Source organism: Ruegeria sp. BC2 (assembly GCF_056539245.1).
In genome coordinates this window covers 388,480-409,306 of record NZ_JBQFUQ010000002.1, presented here as the reverse complement: position 1 = coordinate 409,306, position 20,827 = coordinate 388,480, and the positions used below count along the sequence as shown (strand labels likewise).

17 protein-coding genes and 1 tRNA gene are annotated in these 20,827 nt (G+C 53.3%); 10 read left to right on the top strand and 8 right to left on the bottom strand.

What is annotated here, in order from left to right:
• Positions 1-50: 50 nt before the first annotated feature.
• Together urtA and ACR0CU_RS12345 are read right to left on the bottom strand one after the other, a co-directional pair.
• On the bottom strand, positions 51-1,325 hold the full coding sequence (gene urtA / locus ACR0CU_RS12350; RefSeq protein WP_170340831.1) for an urea ABC transporter substrate-binding protein: 1,275 nt from the start codon (positions 1,323-1,325) through the stop codon (positions 51-53).
• Between the two features lie 287 nt (positions 1,326-1,612).
• Positions 1,613-1,921 carry a hypothetical protein gene (locus tag ACR0CU_RS12345; RefSeq protein ID WP_170340832.1) on the bottom strand — a complete coding sequence of 103 codons (309 nt, stop codon included), beginning with the start codon at positions 1,919-1,921 and terminating at the stop codon, positions 1,613-1,615.
• Between the two features lie 289 nt (positions 1,922-2,210).
• Here ACR0CU_RS12345 and ACR0CU_RS12340 point away from each other — a divergent pair, with 289 nt between their 5' ends.
• Both ACR0CU_RS12340 and ACR0CU_RS12335 read left to right on the top strand, forming a co-directional pair.
• Positions 2,211-3,722, top strand: a complete 1,512-nt coding sequence (locus ACR0CU_RS12340; RefSeq protein WP_480643128.1) for an FAD-binding domain-containing protein — start codon at positions 2,211-2,213, stop codon at positions 3,720-3,722.
• 6 nt (positions 3,723-3,728) lie between these two features.
• Complete coding sequence (locus ACR0CU_RS12335) at positions 3,729-3,881, top strand: DUF2256 domain-containing protein (protein ID WP_217353607.1); 153 nt, start codon at positions 3,729-3,731, stop codon at positions 3,879-3,881.
• On the opposite strand, the gene ACR0CU_RS12330 is transcribed toward ACR0CU_RS12335, so the two are convergent.
• Positions 3,878-5,422 carry a cryptochrome/photolyase family protein gene (locus tag ACR0CU_RS12330; RefSeq protein WP_480643126.1) on the bottom strand — a complete coding sequence of 515 codons (1,545 nt, stop codon included), beginning with the start codon at positions 5,420-5,422 and terminating at the stop codon, positions 3,878-3,880. The two genes, ACR0CU_RS12335 and ACR0CU_RS12330, sit on opposite strands and share 4 nt — an antisense overlap.
• Before the next feature lie 843 nt (positions 5,423-6,265).
• On the opposite strand from ACR0CU_RS12330, the gene ACR0CU_RS12325 reads away from it, so the two are divergent.
• A complete protein-coding gene (locus ACR0CU_RS12325) occupies positions 6,266-7,294 on the top strand; it encodes a hypothetical protein (RefSeq protein ID WP_170447327.1) in 1,029 nt (342 codons plus the stop codon).
• 379 nt (positions 7,295-7,673) lie between these two features.
• The gene (locus ACR0CU_RS12320) at positions 7,674-8,120 is read left to right on the top strand and encodes a hypothetical protein (RefSeq protein ID WP_217356824.1); all 447 of its coding nucleotides are present in this window, start codon (positions 7,674-7,676) and stop codon (positions 8,118-8,120) included.
• Between the two features lie 4 nt (positions 8,121-8,124).
• Here ACR0CU_RS12320 and ACR0CU_RS12315 read toward each other — a convergent pair whose 3' ends face one another.
• Genes ACR0CU_RS12315 through ACR0CU_RS12305 form a run of 3 tightly spaced genes read right to left on the bottom strand, consistent with a single transcriptional unit; the run spans position 8,125 to position 12,441 of the window.
• Complete coding sequence (locus ACR0CU_RS12315) at positions 8,125-10,143, bottom strand: Druantia anti-phage system protein DruA (protein WP_170447331.1); 2,019 nt, start codon at positions 10,141-10,143, stop codon at positions 8,125-8,127.
• 58 nt (positions 10,144-10,201) lie between these two features.
• Positions 10,202-12,019, bottom strand: coding sequence for an ATP-binding protein (locus ACR0CU_RS12310; RefSeq protein ID WP_480643122.1), 1,818 nt, complete (start codon positions 12,017-12,019; stop codon positions 10,202-10,204).
• Between the two features lie 50 nt (positions 12,020-12,069).
• The gene (locus tag ACR0CU_RS12305) at positions 12,070-12,441 is read right to left on the bottom strand and encodes a sigma-70 family RNA polymerase sigma factor (RefSeq protein WP_170447336.1); all 372 of its coding nucleotides are present in this window, start codon (positions 12,439-12,441) and stop codon (positions 12,070-12,072) included.
• A gap of 397 nt (positions 12,442-12,838) precedes the next feature.
• On the opposite strand from ACR0CU_RS12305, the gene ACR0CU_RS12300 reads away from it, so the two are divergent.
• Entirely contained in the window at positions 12,839-13,084 is a 246-nt protein-coding gene (locus ACR0CU_RS12300) for a hypothetical protein (protein ID WP_170447338.1), read from the top strand.
• A 4-nt stretch (positions 13,085-13,088) separates the two neighbouring features.
• Here the strand turns inward: ACR0CU_RS12300 and ACR0CU_RS12295 are convergent, their stop codons facing one another.
• Positions 13,089-14,186 (bottom strand): hypothetical protein, encoded by a 1,098-nt coding sequence (locus ACR0CU_RS12295; RefSeq protein ID WP_170447340.1) that lies wholly within the window; start codon positions 14,184-14,186, stop codon positions 13,089-13,091.
• Between the two features lie 333 nt (positions 14,187-14,519).
• On the opposite strand from ACR0CU_RS12295, the gene ACR0CU_RS12290 reads away from it, so the two are divergent.
• The 5 genes from ACR0CU_RS12290 to ACR0CU_RS12270 all read left to right on the top strand — a co-directional run bounded on the left by ACR0CU_RS12290 (position 14,520) and on the right by ACR0CU_RS12270 (position 20,066).
• Positions 14,520-15,686 carry a tyrosine-type recombinase/integrase gene (locus tag ACR0CU_RS12290; protein WP_170447342.1) on the top strand — a complete coding sequence of 389 codons (1,167 nt, stop codon included), beginning with the start codon at positions 14,520-14,522 and terminating at the stop codon, positions 15,684-15,686.
• Positions 15,687-16,153: 467 nt separating this feature from the next.
• Complete coding sequence (locus ACR0CU_RS12285; RefSeq protein ID WP_170447344.1) at positions 16,154-16,423, top strand: helix-turn-helix transcriptional regulator; 270 nt, start codon at positions 16,154-16,156, stop codon at positions 16,421-16,423.
• Positions 16,416-18,800: a DUF5906 domain-containing protein gene (locus ACR0CU_RS12280; RefSeq protein ID WP_170447346.1), complete on the top strand. Its 2,385-nt coding sequence runs from the start codon at positions 16,416-16,418 to the stop codon at positions 18,798-18,800. The genes ACR0CU_RS12285 and ACR0CU_RS12280 overlap by 8 nt, the downstream gene beginning before the upstream one ends.
• A gap of 510 nt (positions 18,801-19,310) precedes the next feature.
• Complete coding sequence (locus ACR0CU_RS12275) at positions 19,311-19,724, top strand: hypothetical protein (protein WP_170447347.1); 414 nt, start codon at positions 19,311-19,313, stop codon at positions 19,722-19,724.
• Between the two features lie 63 nt (positions 19,725-19,787).
• Positions 19,788-20,066 carry a hypothetical protein gene (locus tag ACR0CU_RS12270; RefSeq protein WP_170447349.1) on the top strand — a complete coding sequence of 93 codons (279 nt, stop codon included), beginning with the start codon at positions 19,788-19,790 and terminating at the stop codon, positions 20,064-20,066.
• A gap of 639 nt (positions 20,067-20,705) precedes the next feature.
• On the opposite strand, the gene ACR0CU_RS12265 is transcribed toward ACR0CU_RS12270, so the two are convergent.
• Positions 20,706-20,781 (bottom strand) — tRNA-Thr (locus ACR0CU_RS12265).
• Between the last annotated feature and the right edge of the window lie 46 nt (positions 20,782-20,827).

The window sequence follows — 20,827 nt, the reverse complement described above, 5'->3', positions numbered from 1 at the left end:
TTGGGCCCCGGGGCACATGTGATGCGCCCCGAGGTATTCCGGTTCAGATCTTAGTAGTTCGATTTGATCTGTACGCAGCTTTTCGTTTCGGTGTTGTACATACCGCAACCCAGCTCTTTCCAATCCGAGATCAGAACCGCGGATTCGGGCAGGTAGTCCGTCCAGGCATCGCCCGGAACCTCTTCGGTCTGGCTGATGATGTCGAACTGACCGTCTTCCTGGATTTCGCCGATCAGAACCGGCTTGGCGAGGTGGTGGTTCGGCAGCATGACGGCCGTGCCGCCCGTCAGGTTCGGGAATTCCTGGCCGTACATGGCTGCGCGCACGGCATCGACATCCGTCGAGCCCGCCTCGGTCGCGGCGTTAACCCACATGTTGAAGCCGATGTAATGCGCTTCCATCGGATCGTTGGTCACCCGATCTTCGCCCATGCGGGCTTTCCAGGCGGCAACCCAGGCCTCGTTCGCTTCGCTCTCTGCCGACTGGAAGTAGTTCCACGCCGCCAGATGCCCGACAAGGTTGGTTGTGTCCAGACCGGCCAATTCTTCCTCGCCGACCGAGAAGGCAACTACTGGGATGTCATCCGCCGAGATACCTGCGGCGGCCAGTTCCTTGTAGAAGCCCACATTCGCGTCGCCGTTGATGGTCGAGATGACGCCGACTTTCTTGCCGTCCGCGCCCAGCGCAACGACATCCGCCACGATCTTGGACCAGTCGGAATGGCCAAAGGGGGTGTAGTTCACGAAGATGTCCTCTTCGGCGATGCCTTTCTGCTTCAGATAGCTTTCGAGGATGTTGTTCGTCGTGCGCGGATACACGTAGTCGGTGCCCAAAAGGGCGAATTTCTCGACCCCCAGTTCCTCAAGGAAGTAGTCCGTTGCGGGGATCGCCTGCTGGTTCGGTGCGGCACCGGTGTAGAAGACGTTCTTCGAGCTTTCTTCGCCTTCGTACTGAACCGGATAGAACAGCAAACCGTTGAGCTCTTCGATGACCGGCAACACGGATTTGCGGGAGACCGATGTCCAGTTGCCAAAGATCACGTCAACTTCGTGGACGGTCAGCAGTTCGCGCGCTTTCTCGGCAAACAGTGGCCAGTCCGAGGCGGGGTCGACAACTACGGCTTCCAACTCGCAGCCCAGCAGGCCACCAGCTTCGTTCTGCTGTTCGACCAGCATCTCCATCGTGTCTTTCAGCGTGGTCTCGGAGATGGCCATCGTACCGGACAATGAGTGCAGAACGCCCACTTTGATCGGGCAATCGGCCAGTGCGGGCAGGGCGGTTGCGAACAATACAGCAGCAGTAGTGTTGAGTAGTTTGGAGTGCATCAGCGTTTCCTTTTGTGCGATGCGCAGCAGGCTTGTCCGGAACGCCGAAACATCCCATATACCCCCCACGCTTAATTGCGGTGTGCGAGGGCGTCATCAGGTTCCTAGGCCGGGCACCTTCGCACATTTTCCAAGCCGTCTTTCGGCGCACCACATTGCTAGGTCAGCTTTTGCCGAGGCTCAGAGTCCGGTGGTGCGAGTTTTTGGATTGATTCAGCGTGTTGCCCAAATTTGCGGCGGTGCCGCATGGTTCGCCCAAAAATGCGGCACTGCAGCGAAGGGTGGTCTCAGACGCCGCCCAGTATCAGCAGGCTGCACTGATCCAGAAGGTCGCTGGCCGTTTGCCGCGCGGCGCTGGCCGCCGTGATGTCCGAGCCAAAGGTCGCCGTATGGAGCAATCGCGCATGAGCGTGTTTTGAGTTCACCCGGTGGCTCAGGACCAGTTCGGCCTCCTCTGCCGTCACGGTCGCCTCAAGCAAGGACACGAAACCGCCGCGAAGCAACTCATAGTCCTGCGCCTTGGGGTCGTTCAGAAGCCAGGCATGCTCCATCTCGGCCGAAAAACGCCCGGCGCAGCCGGCAAACGATTTGACCATGTCGGTTTCAGCATGAAGCAATCCGATGGATGAGAAAGTGCATAGTGCTGAAACGAAAATAGTTTTCAAAGCGCCCATGTATTGATCATTGCAACCGAAAAAGCGCCCGTCAAGGCAGCGCTTTGTGAACTGGCCTGCCCATTTCCCGACAGGCTTCGGTCGCAACGGGTCATGACGGAACCGGTTCCGCGCGCTATTTGCGTCCTGGTCCTACCGGGGCGTATTGAACCCGGTTGAGGGCTGGCCGGACCAGACTAGCTATTGCCCAGATTTGGTTCGGAGAACGGTTTTGCAGATCGTTTGGTTCAAGCGGGATCTCAGGGTGCAGGACAATCGTGCCCTGGCTCAGGCGGCACAGCGGGGGGCGCTGGTGCCGCTTTACGTGGTTGAACCCGATCTTTGGCGTCAACCCGACATGTCCGCTCGCCAATGGGCGTTCATCCGCGAAACCCTGGTCGAGCTGCGCAGTCAGCTTGCGGAATTGGGCCAGCCCCTGATCGTACGGACGGGCGAGATGCTGTCGGTCCTGGACGATCTTGCGCAAAGTTTCGACCTCACGGCCCTTTGGTCGCATGAAGAAACGGGAAACGACTGGACCTATCAACGGGACAAACGCGTGGCGTCCTGGTGCCGAACCCGGGGCATTCCCTGGCACCAGCCGCGCAATCACGGGGTTCGCCGCCGCCTGGTTTCGCGCGATGGCTGGGCCAAAGAGTGGGATCGCTTCATGAGCGAACCGATCACGCCCGCACCCATATTGCGGCCCATCCCGATGGACCCGGGTGGGATCCCGTCCAGTAGGGAACTGGGGTTGCACCCGGACCCATGTCCACGGCGCCAGTCGGGCGGCCACACGGCGGCGTCGGACCGGTTGACCACATTCCTGAGCACGCGCGGCCGGACCTATCGCAGCGCGATGTCCTCACCTCAGTTGGGGGAACACGCGTGTTCGCGCCTGTCCCCGCATCTGGCATGGGGAACGCTGTCGATGCGCGAGGTGATGCAGGCCACATGGGCGCGGCAAAAAGCGCTGAGCCACACCTCCGACAAACAGTGGCGGGGGGCGATGTCCTCGTTCGAAGGCCGGCTGCATTGGCACTGCCATTTTATCCAGAAACTGGAGGATGACCCCCGGATCGAGTTCCAGAACGTGCATCGCGCTTATAACGGGATCCGCCCCTCGGCCCCGGATTCGCATCGGCTGGAGGCTTGGGCCAACGGTGAGACCGGCCTGCCATTTGTTGACGCTTGCATGCGGTACTTGCGGGCAACAGGGTGGCTCAACTTTCGAATGCGCGCGATGGTGATGGCGACGGCCAGCTATCACCTGTGGCTTGACTGGCGCGCGCCCGGTGAGGTTCTCGCCCGCGTGTTCACCGATTACGAACCGGGCATCCACTGGAGCCAGGTGCAGATGCAGGCTGGCACCACAGGTATCAACGCGCTGCGGATCTACAACCCGGTGAAACAGGGCCATGATCAGGACCCGACCGGGACCTTTACCCGCCGTTGGTTGCCGGAATTGGCGGATATCCCGGATCGCCATCTGCAAGAGCCGTGGAAGGCCGAGAATGCAGGTGCCGTGCTGGGCAAACGCTACCCGATGCCCATCGTCGATCACGTCGCGGCGGCCCGATTCGCCCGGGATCGGATCTGGGCGGTGCGGCGCGGGGAAGGTTTCCGGGACGAGGCTGCGAAGGTCTTGGCCCGGCATGGCAGCCGTAAGGGGCGCTTGCGGAAAGGAAACAGCCGTGCGGTCACCCGCAACCCGGCGCAATTGTCATTGGATCTGGGGGACTAGATGCGGATGCGGAAAAAGTCGGATCTTCCGACGAAAACCTGCGCCACATGCGGGCGTCCTTTCACCTGGCGGCGAAAATGGGCCAAGGTCTGGGACGAGGTCCGCCACTGCTCGCAGCGTTGCCGCCGAGCCCGATCATCTTCGACCGGCCAACGCTAGAGGCTCTCGAGTATCTCGCGCGCGCTGTCGCGGTATTGGGCCTGTTTTTCGGGGTCCATCCGGTCCCAGGTTCGGTAGGCATGGCCCAATCTGGGATTGCCACGCAGCTTGTCGGCGTTGCGTGCTAGGAAATCCCAATACAATGGATTGAAAGGGCAGGCATTCGCACCGAACTTGCGTTTCACGTCATAGCGGCAATGCGAACAGTGATCCGACATCTTGTTGATGTAGTTTCCGCTTGCTGCGTAGGGTTTTGACCCAAGCAATCCGCCATCGGCGAATTGGCTCATTCCGATCACGTTGGGGGCCTCGACCCATTCATACGCATCGGCGTAAACCGCCAGGTACCACTCGTGGACTTCGTGCGGATCGACCCCGGCCAGCATCGCGAAATTGCCAGTCACCATCAGGCGCTGGATATGGTGGGCATAGGCGTGGTCGCGCGTCTGCCCGATTGCGGCCGCCATGCAGGCCATTTCCGTTTTGGCCGTCCAGTAGAAATCCGGCAGCGGGCGGGTTGCCCCGAAGTGGTTGCGCTCCGTGTACCCGGGCATGTTCAGCCAATAGAGGCCCCGAACATATTCTCGCCAGCCGATGATCTGACGGATAAAGCCCTCGACCGCATTCAAAGGCGCGCGGCCTTCATAGTAGGCACGCTCGACCTGCCGGCAGATCTCCATCGGCCCCAGTAGACCCGCGTTCAGGTAATGCGACAGGACCGAGTGATAGAGGAACGGTTCTGCCTGTAGCATTGCGTCCTGATGGTCCCCGAACAAAGGCAGAGCGTGTTCCACGAAATGGTCCAGCGCCTCGAGCGCGCCGGCGCGGGTCACCGCGAACCAGAACGGGCGCAGCTGTCCGAAGTTGTCGCCAAACTGGGTTTCGACAAGGCTCAGAACCTCGGTGGTGATGTCATCCGGGTCGGATCGGGGCGGTCGGGGCATAAACAGATCGGCAGTGGCGGGCTTGCGGTTTTCCGCATCAAAGTTCCAGCGCCCGCCTTCGGGTTGGTCGCCGTTCATCAACAGCCCCGTTTTGCGCCGCATCTCACGATAGAAATACTCCATCCGCAACTGCTTGCGTCCGTCCGCCCAATTGCGGAACTCCTGATGCATGGCGACAAACCGGTCATCTTCCAGCATATGTAGATCGGTTTGGCTCTGGTCCGCCCATTCCAGCAAGGCGGTTTTCAGCCGGTACTCGCCGGGCTCGGTCACCTGAACGCTCTCAATAGACAGATCCGCGGTGGCCCGCGCGATCTCGCCTGTGATAGAGCCGGTATTGTCAGGGTCATCCAGTCTGACATAGCGAACCTGCCACCCCGCCGCACCGAGTTCCTGTGCGAAATAGCGCATCGCCGAAAAGACAAACGCGATCTTCTTTTTGTGATGCGGAACATATCCCGCCTCGTCCGCGACTTCGGCCATCAACACCGTGTCGCGCGCCTTCTCCGCCTGACTCAAGGCGCTTAAGTCTTGGCTCAGTTGGTCGCCCAGCACCAAGATCAGCCGGCTGGGGGAGCGTTCGTTTGTCTGCGTCATTTCCGTCGAGTTAGGGCCGCCACGCGGATGAGCAACCCAAACTTCCGGAAAGGTTGCACGGCAGATAAATTGAAGAACCGAAGCAACAGACGGGAAAACTGGCGGCAAGCCACCGAAGTTTGTTCCGAGAAGCTTTGGTGCCGCTGAAGGGACTCGAACCCCCGACCCCATCATTACGAATTTTGACGTCGAGTTATTGCACGGAGCATGACAACGCTGCAGGAAACCTCATAAGACCATACAATTGCTAAACTAATTCCGGCTTCGCTTTTGGACGCCATCGCACCGAGTTTCAGAACTTTTGACGAACACGCCCTACTAATGCCCTACTAACTCTATTAGTAGGACCCTACTAATTGACCCCACCCCATCGACGGCTTCCGGAAAAGCTTGCTCTCAGGCAACCCCGTTCCGCCAGAGTTGGAGAAATACAACAGGAGTTCGACCATCAATCGGGATCCCTACAGGTTCAAACAATTGAATTGAACAGCCGTTCTTGAGGGGTAGTCCGAAGGTCTATTCAGCGGGACAAAGCTGCAATTTGCTGCGGCGTACATGAAAGCCCGTTATCGGGAGGGGCGGTTGGCTCTAAGGTTCAGCGCAAAATCGATCACGATTCCCAAAACTATCGATAAATGGATGTATTTGAGCGGGGGCAGAGGCTTCGCGTTTGGCCCTACCCTGATTGGACACTAGCAATAGCTATCCGTTTCATACTTTTGGAACTTAGATGGGGTGACATCGTAAGTTGCCTCTGACAATGCTGTTCTTCACCGATTTCAGGAAACACAGTGCATCTAAATGTTCGTCCCCACTCTAGACGCCTTTGCAGAAATACTGAAAATGGACACCACGAAGTGGTTCTCGCCTCTTAAGCGTATCGAAGGAGAGGGCGGCAATGAGGCCGACAAACGCTTCATTGTCCGATCCCAAAGAAATCTTCGGAGGAAGTTTCAGGAAGGCCAACTTACAGCCACCGATTCAGAAAAGCAGATAGGGAAATTTATAAAGCGATTTGGAGATCGATCAGCGCCATTGGTGGAGTTTCAGGAGCGCATCAAATCATCATTCGATTGGCGGGATTTCGCGATCATTTCAAAACAGCTAAGCGCCGGAGAAATCGCGGGAGGACTCCCAAAGACCAGGCAAAATCTCAAGACGCTGACAGAATTCAGGAAACTGGAATATAACTCATGGGTTCTGCGAAAAAAACTCTACTATGACCAAGAAACGAATTGGGATCTTAGTATTGGGGGACCTCTTAGTATATTGAACTCTCGAACATTCCAGGCTTTTAGTTCTCCTGCGGCTTTTGAAACATGGAAACTCAACCCATTTCCGACACTTCATCCCCTGGAGTTCCTAACGCTTGGGTACATCCTGCAACGGGTAACCCAGAACAATAGAATGTGCAGCAATGTGGCTATTCAGGAGAAACCGTCACAGGTCAAAACCGTCTTTGTTGAATACTATCTTCTACCCAATAGTCAGTGGCCCGATAAATCAGCGATGTGGGCGGCAACGCCTATAGATCGCATTAAGACGTTCACCGAGCGAGACACAACACCCTTTATAGATACCTTTACCCAGTACATTAGCTTGGTTGATCACAGCGAAAACCCAAGGTTTGCATCACTCAATGAGGATCACATGACTGTTGCAAACAGGTATATTCGATCCAGTCTGTTTTTGATTGCAGTTTTTTGCTGCTTGTCGATCAGGATGAGGAAGGATTGGAAATATTGGGAGAACGTCGCAGATCAGGCTGATTTCAAGTATGAAGACTTAGTCAATGACTTCCGCGATTTTGAAAGAGGGGTGATACCAACTTGTTCCACCCCTCAGGAAAACCAACAAATCGTTACGCCTTAGTCACAGTTGGCTCACTTGCCCTTGCTGCCGCCAGAACCGTTGTCTGAGCGACCGCCACCAGAAGGTTTCCCAGTTGTTGACGGCCAGCCACCAGCGTTACCTTGACCTTTTGCCATTTTACGTTCCTTTTCAGTTTTCAGTGAAGAGGGGCTATCAAACTCCTCATGTGAATGTTCTACCTCTGCTGCTGGTTACAAAGCAAAAGGCACGCGGGGACAAAATCGGTAGACGCTGATGCGTCACTGTACAGACCAATGTGACCGCCAAGTATTTCCTTCGGCTATGCTCGATTCAGCGAGGGCGCGTCCAAATTGCGTCATCTCAGTCATATGTTCATTGGGTTTTGGAACGCGGAAAACCGTGTTTTAGTCGCTATAGAATGCTACCTTTCTCTAACGAAACTCTACTGGAGCTCATGGGCATCCTGGCTTCGCTGAAAAACTTAGCTGCCGAATGCCTGACGATTTTCAGATACATTTCAGATAGTTATGATATTTCATGGGGTGAAAACTACACGAGGACACCTATGAGAAGACGCGCTTGGCTTGTCGCAGACACCGTAAGAACTGACCGAAAAGACATCTTTTGCTTTGCGGAAGGCAACCAACACCACGTTGGCACGATCATTTCTGGTAGTAGAAAATACCTCGAAAGATTTGAAGCCGAAGTGTCGCTTATCCGCAGAAGCCCAGAAATGAAAAGCATCCTCCAGTCTTTAGTAGATGAAGGACGTTCCAATAGTATCTGCCCTGATCGTATTCAGAGGCTTGCACAAATCGCGAGTGCAATACTGGACGAAATTGGGCAACCTTACGAGGAAGGGTAATTATTCACTCTGGCCGTATCTCACCATATTTGTCTGATCGGGACTTTAATTCATCAGAAACGTGGGAAGGTTTGAAGTCTGCTAGCTCATTGAGCACACTCTCACTTTTCAACCGGGGCAATAACCAACGCCTCGCCCAGCTTTTCGAAATCGCTGAGACAGAATTCGTTTTTTCATAGGCGTCGAGTTCGTCTCCCTTAAATCCGAGTAGTTGGTCTTTCGCACCCGGAAACATTTCGCAACCATAGACTTTCTTTTTGTTGGGCTGTTCTAGGAGTTCGCTGTTGTTGATGCCCAACAGATTTAGACCTTCTCGGATTTGGCGAGTTCTGGGGCTACTTCCTTCTCCGAAAACGCTATTGATCCTTCGGCGACCGTATTCGCTAATTCCCAAAGAGCGCATAAGTTGAACCGTTTCGTCACTAATGTGGGTGACAGTAAAGCCGGTGCTGCTGTCAATTTTTTTCCAGACGACATCGCTTGCTAACTCAGAGTGCTTAGATGCCCGCAATGTAAGGCTACTGTATTGGTTACTGCCAACTCCATACAGGGCAGTTGTTGTCAGCAGCTTCAAATCGGAAGACCGTTGTACCCTTTGGCCTTTGATCTGGGAAGAGATTTCACTAACCTGCTTTCCATACCTTTGCTTGTAGATTTCACGTATTTCTTCTGATGTCATCAAGGCAGTAACCAGCTTCCCACCGATAATCTTGTTGTAAGGCGCGACGGCCCCGCAAACGGAAAGATCGGCGACTTCCGAGGCCAAATGCACTTTCTTTATTTCGCCAAGCGCCGTTTGAACCGCTTGTTTCCCATTCTTTTCAACAAGGGCTTCGTAGAGGGCGGTGCCGGGATGCTTATCGAACCCATACCCTTTCATGGTCCCGAGCGCCTTCAGGAGCGGAATAAGTTGTTCAGCTCGCTTCTTTTTGAACAATGCAGTCTCGGAAAGCTCCTTCCACTGCTTGTTTGTGATTTTCGATTTGTCGAGCCCACGGATGTCTACGAGGTAATCAGTAGATTTTGCTTCCAAGTCTCGGGCCCGGTTCTGCAAAGCCTTGTGAACTGTCTGGTCAAGCGCAAAGAAATGCTCTGGCTTTGGATGGTTTAGGGCGCTTCGAGGTACCAAATCGTCGGTTCGAATCTGTTTAATCGCAGTTTTGATCGCGTCAAAGAGCTTGCGCCCGACATCGTCGGCGCTCCACTTCCGTGCCAGAAGGCCGGAGACGACTTCCTCAAATGTCCACCCAATCCACTTGTCCCGGCTTAGGAGGTTCGCCGTTGGGCTGGCTAGCAGCACAATGCCGATAACAGGCTTGTTTGGGCGAGCCGCATTTCGAACCAGCAGCCGCATCGTTCTACCCGGCAACAGCTTGTATTCGAGGGACCATGTATGTCGGAAGTACCTCCAAATGTCCTGTAGTCGGTAACCAGTGTATGGGCATTTGTCGTCCCCCCGACACTCAACCAACTCTGGACATATTATCGCCGAGACCTCTTCCAATTCCTTTTCCGAACGCTCGATAGCGAACTGCCTTAGTTCATTGGCAAGTTCCGCTCCGTCATCGACAACATCGAGCACCGATACCATCTTGCCTTCGAATTCTCTTGGAGCTTCCATCCGGCGAATAAACTCGCGGTTGGTAGGGTCGGCCAGTTGGCGGTTGCTGATGGCTTCAAATCCCTTGCGAATTCGTTTCTTAACTTGTGCTTCCGTTTCGTCTTCCGTCCAATCAATGGAAGGCTGCTCAACGAAGATTTGGTTATCTTGAACACTTATACCCCATCCCTGTTCCGTAAAATCGGCCAACATCGAATAGCAGACGGCGAGACGAATCTGATCGGAGTTTGCATCCCCATCGGTCTGGCTAGAAGAATGCTTGCGTGCTTGCCCCCGGTAATAGGCCGCTACATCGTATGAGTCTTCCTTGGCTTGAGAATTAACCGTTGTTACGAGCGCATCGAGTAGTTTCGTTGGCAACCTATTGGGGGCGAACGCTTTCTTATGATTGTTGTTCTTCATAGTTCACAATAGCAGAAAGAACCCACCGCAATGGGCTCTCCTGCTGTTCCTCAAAAGGTTATGCCGCCGCGTCTTCGTCGTCTTCGTCTGCGTACTCACTCAGCACACCAAGCATCACGTTCATCTTTTTCGACCACTCAAGTTTCTCAACGTGGTAAAAACTCTCTTTGCTTACGTTTCCGATCGCATCGAGTTCACCGTCACCGATTGAAAAGAGAACGACCTCCAAGGCGTACCGCATGAAGCTAGTGGCAGACTGGTTCGCATAGATATCTCGGTAAAACCTGTGGGCCATGTTAATCTTGAGAACCTTCATCGCGCCGCGCTGCTCCATACGATAAAATGGTGCATCAGGCATGGTCTCGAATTCGACCTTGTAGGGGCGCTGTTTAGTTTCTTCTACCAGTTCCTCTCTGGCTACCTTTTCGGGGACCTTGCGTTCCTTTGCAGCGTTTTTGAAAAATTCTTCGAAGTTCTTCTTGGCCTGCTCCTCGCGCTCTTGCGACATGGGGTGAACGCGTCCGGGGCGAGCCTGCTCCGAGCCTTCCTTTGCAGCAACTTCAGACGGACGTGGCTTATTATCCTCATCAGGTTCTTGCGACCTCTTAGCCTTCTTCGCGTCCTCGTACATTTTCCGCAGAGACTTGAGACCCGTCAGCACACCGTTTTCCTTGAGGAGCTGCCAAATGCGGTCAGACATCACAACATCTTGTTTTGAGTTGGAGATCGTGAATTCCTCATCTAGGTCAGCCGGGAAGTCGATTTCCAGCCCCCAGTAGCGGGCATCATTATTTGTAAAGCGACCAATTCCAGACCAACCTTGCGCTCCATCATTAGTGGTTGGCTTGTCCACCACGTGGATTTGCCGACCCATGCGGCAGACGACAATCCCAAGGTTGTCATTCTTTACTCGGAACCTTGCATTTACGTTGTTGCCCTTGGCGTCCTTCGCCTTGTCGACCGAGTAAAATCCAATTGGCATGGAGGCGTAGCGGACTTTGATTTTGCACGGCTTCCCTGTCCGTGCTGAACGAACGGTGATTTCACCCGGCTCCAGTGCAACTGCTCGCTGAGAGTCTTCATCAAAGAAGCGTGCCCCCGGTGTGATGAACAACGGGTCAACGGCCCCTACAATCGTATTGTCAAATACGATCTGGGTCTGGGAGAGGTAGTTCCGATAGATCGTCCCGAAATGCGAAAGCAAATTATTCCGCAAGCCATTCACGGTGGACCACGTCAGTCGGTCCAGTTTTTCCCAGACGACTACCGTACCGTGATTGAACTCGCCTTCGGGGAAGTTCTCCTCGACGTTTTTCAGAACCCAGTCCGGCGGGGAGGCTTTCTGATAACCGGGAACCTCCACTTTTCCTGGAACAGAGGAATACTTCAGTTCGGCAACTTCATCCAAATCGACCGTGACAGCATACCAGTCCTCGCCTCTCAGCTTTGAGTAGATCGTAAAGCGCTTGCCCTGATTTACAGAGGCACTGGGAAGACCGAACCCAAACCGGCCCATGCCTTCGCGTGTTTCATTTTGATGGCGGTGAGTGCCGCCCCATGAAGCTGCACGACGGACCATGTTAGGCGGCATACCGTGCCCATTGTCGATGATTGCAATGGCATCCGGTTTCTTTTCCCCATTCTTTTTGAAGCCAAAAGCAACACTCACGGTGTTGGCACCGGCCTCGATTGCATTGTCGATCAATTCATCAATAGCGGTGCCAGTGTGTTTGTAATGGGTGGAACGCATACTTTCGACAAAAGCTTCGCCAATTGCGAAGGTATAGTCGACCTTGTTCGCATCGAGGGCGTTCGCATATTCGATTTGGAGTTCAAGTTGAGTAGCCATGATCTTTTCCTTCTTGTTTGCAGCCATTTTCGACCGCGTAGACTGAGGGGGTGGCCCAAGTGGGCCACCACATTGTTTTACTGAGCGAGCACAGGCGCCAAATCGCGTTTTCCCAAGCGCGTAACACGAGCCAACGCATCATAAATGGCGGGACGGCGGCGTCCGAGGTCGTCAGCGATTTTCTGGGGAGAATGATTCATCCAAAAACGACGGATGACAACACATTGCAGATAGGGTGTCAGACCTTCCACGAAGGCGCGAACCTCTCCACGCATGTCTTCGAGGATCATTTGTTCTTCGATCGTAGGCTTAGGGTCGGCGACGGTATCGCCTACCTCTACAACAGAACCATCTTCGAATTGGACAGTCTCATTAGTCGAGCCAACGTTCGCGAGACCGTGCAGGCTTTCAAGGCCTACATTACACATGGGGTAGAAATGGGGATCCATAACAGGAACCTCCTTGCTTTGTAGTTAGCATTTTGGAGGTTCACAAAATCAGTGTACTCAGTTCTTTTTCATACATGCAGCCATTTTCGACCGCGTCGATCCGAAGAACCTCCGACGTATTCTCAATATAGCAGCAATCCTGGCAGATTCGAGTTGGTTAGGAGAACTTTTCTTGAATTGCACTCAGATGATTTGGTCTCACTAAGCTCGAGTCAACCGCATTAAGAAGTCAGGTCATTGTTTTTACATCGAAAATGCAGAACTCTTGACTGCTGCACTGAATACAGTTGTCTTAGACTCTGTGGTTGTGCTGAAGAGTCCGTGCACGAAACATTGACTTGAGGCACAAAAACCCCGATATAAGAACCAAACGAGAACAAGCAATGGAGGCGAGCACATGTCTCAGATCGTAGACTTCCGAAATGAATCAGGTTTGGAGTTCAAGGATATTTCCTCTGAACAGTGGCGCGAGTACATCTTTGCAGACGGGCAAACCGTTCGTATTGAAAAACCCCTAAAGCTCTATGTAAGTGACAATGGTCACCGACTCCTAGATGCCGCTGGGGTTTCGCACTACGTACCCTTGAATTGGATACATCTCAAATGGCAGGTGAAGGATGGGGAGCCACAGTTCGTTCTTTAGGGGCTTACCCAAATAACTTTCGCTTCCAGCGCCCCAATATTTGTACTGCTTTTGAGTAGTCGTCTTTCGCAATAGCAGTCGTTCCAACGATAACACCGCCAACAACAGCGCCAATAATCACCGGCCAATCCTTAGAAGGGTCAGTCAGTGTTCGAACGACAAACGGAAGCGCGAAACCTATGGCGGTGACAATCACACTAAGGGCTGCCAATCCAAATGAGGGTTTGGTTACTATTCTGATCTGAAAGTCTTCCCAAATTAGCTTTTCGGTGGTGCTTTCTTTACGCCTAAATGCCAATCGCGTGTCTTCACCCAGAGGACTCATTCTCGTTTTGAAGCGAAAATCTTTGCGATCGTATCGCGTGTTCATGGCGCGTGTCTCACCATTTAGAGACTTTATCACATCATCCCCTGAGCTTACTTCAAGCGTATACTCGCTGAAGTGCCGTTTGGGGTGATAGTGGTAAACTTGGACTTCGTAATTTTTACCACCTTCCAATTCAAAGGTTAGTGAACCCTCGTCTTCGAATGGTTCAACCGTTTTGTTCGCCTGCAAGTCCTTAACATTCTGGAGGCGGTAAAATGGGGTATCTTCAATATGATTGGGTGTTTGAAAATACTTTTCAACAAGGTTCTCCCAATCCGCGAGATCATTTGAACCTACTACACCATCAAAACAACTTTGATCATCGAACACCCAGTATTTGCCGGAGAGTTTTCCATCCTCGAAATCAGGAAATTCCAGCTGGGACGCTCGCAACTTGGCGTTAAGGGAGCATAAGTCATCAAATTTACAAAACGCACCTAGCTCAAAAACAACACTAACCGTTGATCCATGGCTACGCACTTCGACTATATCGGCAAAGCGAATAGGTAAAATCTGCGGTGTAACGTTCTCTTCTTCTTGATCAAGGTAGCACAAAATAGCGGGCTTGGAGTTTCCGTATACCTCCTTCGATTTTCTGTCATCAACAACGGACGAAATCCACTTTGATGCATATCGAAATTGCTGTTTTGCACCGACCGGCTTCGCAAAGAGATCAACAATGTCCTGAGAATACCCATCACGGCTGCTCGACGACAAGAAAACATCCAATACCATAAAGAAACCCCCTGGAGATACATTTGCTGCAGCCCATCCGCGAACATCTGCTTCGCGGTTTCCACAAAGAGATACGACAACTAGGGATAAGCGTTCGTCTAGCGTTTACGACGATAACGTGTGTCTTTCCAGCAGAATTCAGCGGGAGGCTTATTTCCTGCAAAATCGGCGAACCCGATCACACTGGGTAAGCCGTGCAGCTTTGCTAACTTCAATGCTGGACAGCTCTTCATTGGATTAGATTACATCCCATTCTCCATCATAATACGATGAAAAGTCGAGCTTTTTCTCAATGCGTGCTTATAATGATTTGTGGCCAATAGGAGGGTCACAATGCCAAATCTACGTCTTACGCGCCGCGCGGTCGATGAAATTTCGTATCCCACGAGCGGTCAAGTATTCTACCGCGACACATTGCTCTCAGGTTTCGGCTTGCGGGTCGGCGCCAATTCCAAGGTGTTCTTTGCCGAGGGGCAGGTGAACCGGCGCACACGCCGCGTCACAATAGGCCGCGCGGATGTGTTCGCCCCCGAGATCGCCCGCAAGAAGGCGTTGGTCAATCTGGGCGAGATGGCCGAGGGGCGTGACCCCAATGCCGAAAAACGGAAGGAGAAGCAGGAGCGGGTCACCTTGGAGTTGGCAATGGAACGGTTCTTCGAGACGCGCAACACCTTGTCACCCAGCACAGTCGAACACTACCGGCGGACAGTTCAACTGTATCTTAAAGCGTGGCGCAAACTGGAGATGAAGGAAATTACCCGTCAGATGGTGCTCAAGAAGCATCAGGATATCGGCAAGAAGCATGGGAAAACCACCGCCAACAACGTGATGCGGCACTTTCGCTCGCTCTACAATTTCACGTCCGCAACGCAGGACGAATATCCACCTAATCCGGTGCAAATCCTGACCCAAGCGCGGGCATGGTTTAAGGATCAGCGCCGTCAGACTGTCGTAACTTCGGCCGATCTACCCGCATGGTGGAAAGCGGTGATGGCGGAACCGGACTACTCGCGGGACTTCCTGCTTACGACCCTGTTCACAGGAATGCGCCGTAGCGAGGTGTTGAAACTTCGCTGGGAGAACGTTGACCTGTCTGCCAAGACTCTTCACCTGCCGACGACCAAGAACGGCGACCCGTTGACCTTGCCTCTGTCGGAGTTTCTGGTGAACCTGTTGGCCCAACGGCGTGAATTGAACAAAGGCTCCCCGTGGGTGTTCCCCGGGCCGGGTAAGACCGGTCATCTTGTCGAAACCAAGAAGTTCCTCCAGCGTGTCACAGCAGGGTCTGGCGTCAGTTTCACCCTGCATGACCTGCGGCGCACGTTCATCACCATCGCTGAGAGCCTCGACGTGCCCTACTATGCGCTCAAGCGCTTGCTTAATCACCGGACCAATGGCGATGTGACAGGAGGCTATATCGTGGTGAACGCTGAGCGCCTGCGGGAACCAGTCGAACTGGTGGCACAGCGCATCCTGGAACTGAAAGAGCCGCACGACTGATCGTGCGGTGACCCCACCCCATCGACGGCAGCCTGATCGTTGGTGGGCAGTGGGCTACGGGTTCAGATCGAATCCACGAGTGAATGTCGATTCTCGAGGAATACAGACGTATTAGTGTTTAACGAGTGATCCTATGGTTGCCCCTTCGTGCGCGCGCGTGTTGGATGATTTTGGACTGCCTTGGAATCCAAACAAACTGTTCTTGACGATCAATTTTCTTTCGGTGCATGGATGGTTTAAAGGAAGATATCCCAAAAGCGGTGTGGCGACCGTGGGGCGGTGAAAGTCCGCGATCTCCGGGTGGGGACTTACACAGAAGGTGTACTTGACCGGTCAAACGGACCCCACAAGCAGGTAGTCCTGCCCGAGGCCGATGGCCTATCAAGGAGAAGCAAGCGCGGGTTTGGGCGCAGCGTTCTCTGGCGTTCTCAATCTTAGTTTGAAACACCTGTGAGAAGGGCTATCACATGCCTCGCACCAAAAAGCTGCGCGCTTACTCTGCGCATCATAATGCCGCAAATGTGGCCAAACGTTCCCGCAACCTGATGGAATTGTTGACCACCAAAGAGGTGGCGAACCTAACCGGTTTCAGCACTTCGTATTTCGAGAAGGGCCGTGTTTATGGATATGGCCCGAAGTTCCTGCGTATTCGCGGAAAGGTACTCTACCGCCTGTCCGAAATTGATAGCTGGCTGACCGCACATGAATGCACACCGCAGGGAGGCGCAAATGTCTAATCAGCTGAAAGCCTCCAATGAAATCGTGGCGTTCGTTCATTCGATTGCCTCCCTCGGAAACAAGAAAAACCACGCAATCTACAACCATAAGGCAAAGGCGAAATATCAGCCGCGCGAAGCTGATATCACAACAGAGGTCGTGAAAGCACACCTTACGGGAGAGCAACCAATCGGCTGCTATTTCGTTTTTGGCGACACTTGCCAAGTTGCGGTTATCGATTTCGACGACCACGACAATTCCATGAATTGGGGCCAAATGGTCACTTTGGTAAAACCCATTAAGAAAAAGCTGACCGATACAGGTCTTCAGCCGTTGTGCTGCCGTTCCGGCGGTGGTGCTGGCCTTCATATCTGGCTGGTCTGGCCGACCCCGCAACCGGCTAATCTTATGAAGGTGTTTCTTCGTGAACTCGTTGCCTCCTGCGGCTTCAAGCACGGGACGAAGGGCGTTCTGAAGCGCGAGGTGGAGGTATTTCCGAAAAATGATCGCGTTGGCGAAGGCGGCTTGGGAAACCTTGTGGCTTTGCCCTTCGCCCGCGAATCGGTGCCGCTGGATGCAGATTTGCAACCCATGGATTGGGATGGCTTCACTCCACCCAAGATCGAAGACCTCTACAATCCCGATATATCTACAATCTACGATCCGCCGGCTGCGAAGCCCCGGAAAGCCCCGACGCCGAAACTGCCGGTGGCTGCGTTGTCTAGCGAGGTCTTGCCGGGGGATGAAAACGAAGTTCGTGCGGCGCTCAAGCATGTTGATGCCGATGACTACGACATATGGATCAAGTTCGGCCTCGCCATCAAAAACAGTCTGGGTGCTACATCGTTTGAAATCTGGGATGAGTGGGCAAAGACGTCCGCGAAATACGATGGCTATGAAAATTCCGTCGAGGTTTGGGACGGTCTCGAACCTGATGGCAGCCTGACGATTGGCACGGTGTTTCAGTACGCAAAAGATCTCGGATGGAACGGGCCGATGAATTCCGTTGTTCGCGACATGAATTCCCGGTTTGGTATTTTGACGTATGGCACCACGACTCGGATTATTTTGAAGAACAGTGTGAGCACTGAAGTGCTGTCGTTGCTGGGCAAAGGGCCTTTTGAAGATCGGCTGGCACCCGAAAAGTTTCCTGTTACGGACGATAGCGGCAACACAGCTTGGAGGCCCAAAGCCAAATTCTGGATGCAGCATCCATATGCGGCCCACTATCACGAAGTGGATTTTGATCCCTCGCTACCACCGGGTCACAATGGTCATGTCTGGAACATGTGGCGGGGCTTCGCGGTCGAGCCCATTCCTGGTGATTGGAGTAAGCTGAAAGACCATATCTTCGACAACATCTGCCGCGGAAACGATGAATACTTCAACTGGTTGATGAATTGGCTTGCGCTGGGCGTTCAGCAGCCTGCACTTGTCATCGGAACTGCCCCGGTTCTCAAGGGCCTCCCCGGCACAGGTAAAGGTGTTCTTGCCAACGCGTATGGTCAGCTTTGGATGCCGCACTTTGTGTCGATCACGAAGGACGATCACGTCCGAGGCCGCTTCAATCAGCATATGGAAGGTCGGAGATTTGTCTATGTGGACGAAGCCATGTTCGGCGGTGATCGCAAGAATGCAGGTGTCATCAAAACTATGTTGACCGAACCTCAGATCATGATTGAGCGGAAGGGTGTTGATCCGATCTGGCTCAAGAATCACATGATTTTCATGATCACGTCCAACGAACGGTCAGTTGTTCCTGCTGACATTGGCGACCGCCGCTGGCAGGTCTTCGAAGTTTCTGATCGGAAGAGAGAAGACAAAGCCTACTTCGCAGCGATAGCACAACAGATGAACGCAGGCGGATATGAAGCCATGCTGCACGAACTTCTTGAGCGGGACATCTCCAATGGACCTGACCCACGGAAAACGATCCGTACACCTGAACTGTTCGATCAGATCATTCAGGCTCAAGGGCCGGTGGAAAAATACATCTACCAGATGTTGGACACGGGCATCCTTCCGCAGGCGGACGCTCCCGGAAATGGACCGGGTATTACCACTATTGCCGCGATGTACTCCGACATGAAACGGTCTCACCCCAGCGCTCAGTTTGTTCAGGAAACACTGTTCGGTCGCGACCTCGGCAAGATCTTCTCGGGCATCAAAAAAGTTCAAAGCGGAAAGTTCATTACAGGTTACGGCAGTCACGGGGAACCAATGGTGGTGCGGTCCATGCGTTACCATTTTCCGCTTCTGCGCGATTGTAGGGTGATGTTCGAAGATTACATCGGTCAGCCGATCCCTTGGTCGGACGACACCGACGAATGGCTGGGCGATATTGATCCCCCGCATGACTATAGTGGCTTGGAAAACAGCGGCGAAACACCGTTTTGATATAGGTGAAATAGGCAAACAGGGCGGCTTTTGGCCGCCCTTTTTTGCGCTCCAACTGCGGTTGGAAATATTACCTATATACCCTATACTACCTATGCAGATATGTACCTCTCTCCTTACTCAAGCGGTGATGCGATTGAAAAAATTTGCTCGCGAGAAATGTGTTTCGCGGGGTGTATTTTTATGACTGCGGTAAACGGCTAAGCGACCTTAGCGGACGCCACAGCCACGCTGTGGGCTTAACAACGTTGCGGGGGCACCCCCACCCATTGGGCTGCCAACCGACTCAGCGGACGCCAGAGGACGCGCTGGGCAGTTCTGCGCAGCGGTTGCCTGCCAACTAGGTTCATTGTCAGTTGGGCAATCTAGCCCTGCACGTCCAAAGTCAGTGTTCGCCAACTACCACGCTCAGGATAGAACTGAATTGTTCCAGCGAAACTGCCTCGGATCATCGCGCCAAATCCGTTCTGAGCATCGAAGTTTCCAATAACCTGATAGACGCAATCGCCAATGTGCCCGGTTCCCGAACCGTATCGACCGGGAAATTCTGCCGTAGATGGTGAGCGCAGAGAATTTCTGCACGTCGGTTTGGATCATTACATATGCAAGGCTTTTATTCTTGTCTGTGCATTTGGAAAGGCGTTCTGCTTTGGCCTTTCTTCCGCGACGCTCGGCTTCCGCTGCATGGGCATCAGGATCCAAGGTTCGGAGTTCCGTAAACCAGCGATTTTCGTCAATGCTCCGAAGTTCGGTGAGATACGCAGTGGGGTCAGTTTCGCGGAGTTCGGCGAGACGAGCCACCCGTTGGTCGCTCACTATCCCAGCGCCTTGGAGCGAAAAGAATGTCGCGACCGCCAGAAACAACAGAGCTTTTCCGCGATGCTGGAAATGAGGAATACCAATGCCTGTTATCAAGGTGAATAGAAACAGTACGAAAAGCAGCATCGCCACTGCGGTTTGGATATCGGCGTCCTGTTTTTACAGTAGATGGAGAGCAAATCCGAAGGCAATAAGTTCCAAGATCAGTATCTGGAATCGGATGAACCCGCGCACCGCGGACTTTCCAAGTTTTACGGCTTCACGATGATCTGCTGGTTTGGTGATAACCGTGTCAGTGTTCTGGTCGGTACTGATAGGTGCCGAAACATCGCCAAGGTTGCTGCCACAATGCTTGCAAATGATGGCGGCAGGTTTGATTTTTTTTTGCGCAGAACGGACAGGGTCGTGTTGAGTTTTTCATGTGATACGTTCTCTTTAACGAATTGAAAATTAACGAAACACTTCGCCGGTGGAGGCGTCGAGATACAAACGATTGGCGACTGTAGGTCAGCCGCAATACATGAAGTACACGGACCTAGATTCAAATGAGTTCGACCTCACCCACCCTCCATGTTCTACAAACTCGCTCGGCGTGCATGTGCCGTTCTCTACCAACTCGGTAGCAGCGATCAGGAATGCATCGCGATGTATCTCCAAATCATCGGATTTGGCGATCCAAGAATCGGCATCCGACGCGTGCGTTACGCCTGCATACACCACGCCTGCAAACAAATACGAAAGTGCAATTTTTCTGCTCATAGCGGTCCTCTACTAACGAAATCGGCCACCAGAGTTTCCTCTGGCAGCCGGGGAGTTAGTAAGCCGCACGTAGACAACCGCGCTGGCCTTTAGGCCGAAGCCCTGGACATACGCCAGTGCCTCCCCGACCATAAGGTTCGAGGAGGTGCATTACGGTCTGCACCGACCGCTACGGGAGGGGTTACTACGCCCCGAGACTGGCTCTATCTGCCAATCCTGAACGCAGCCTAGCCCGGATGTCTGAAAATCGAAAGCGCAAACGTCACCTTGTGGGCTTGTCGAAGGTGTTGATTCCAGTGCCAAAATCGGTGTGTTGTCGAAGAAGGGTGGTGCCGCTGATAGGACTCGAACCTACGACCCCATCATTACGAATGACGTGCTCTACCAGCTGAGCTACAGCGGCATCCTTCTTTTTCTGCGGCCCTACTATGGCCCTACTAGTTACTGTG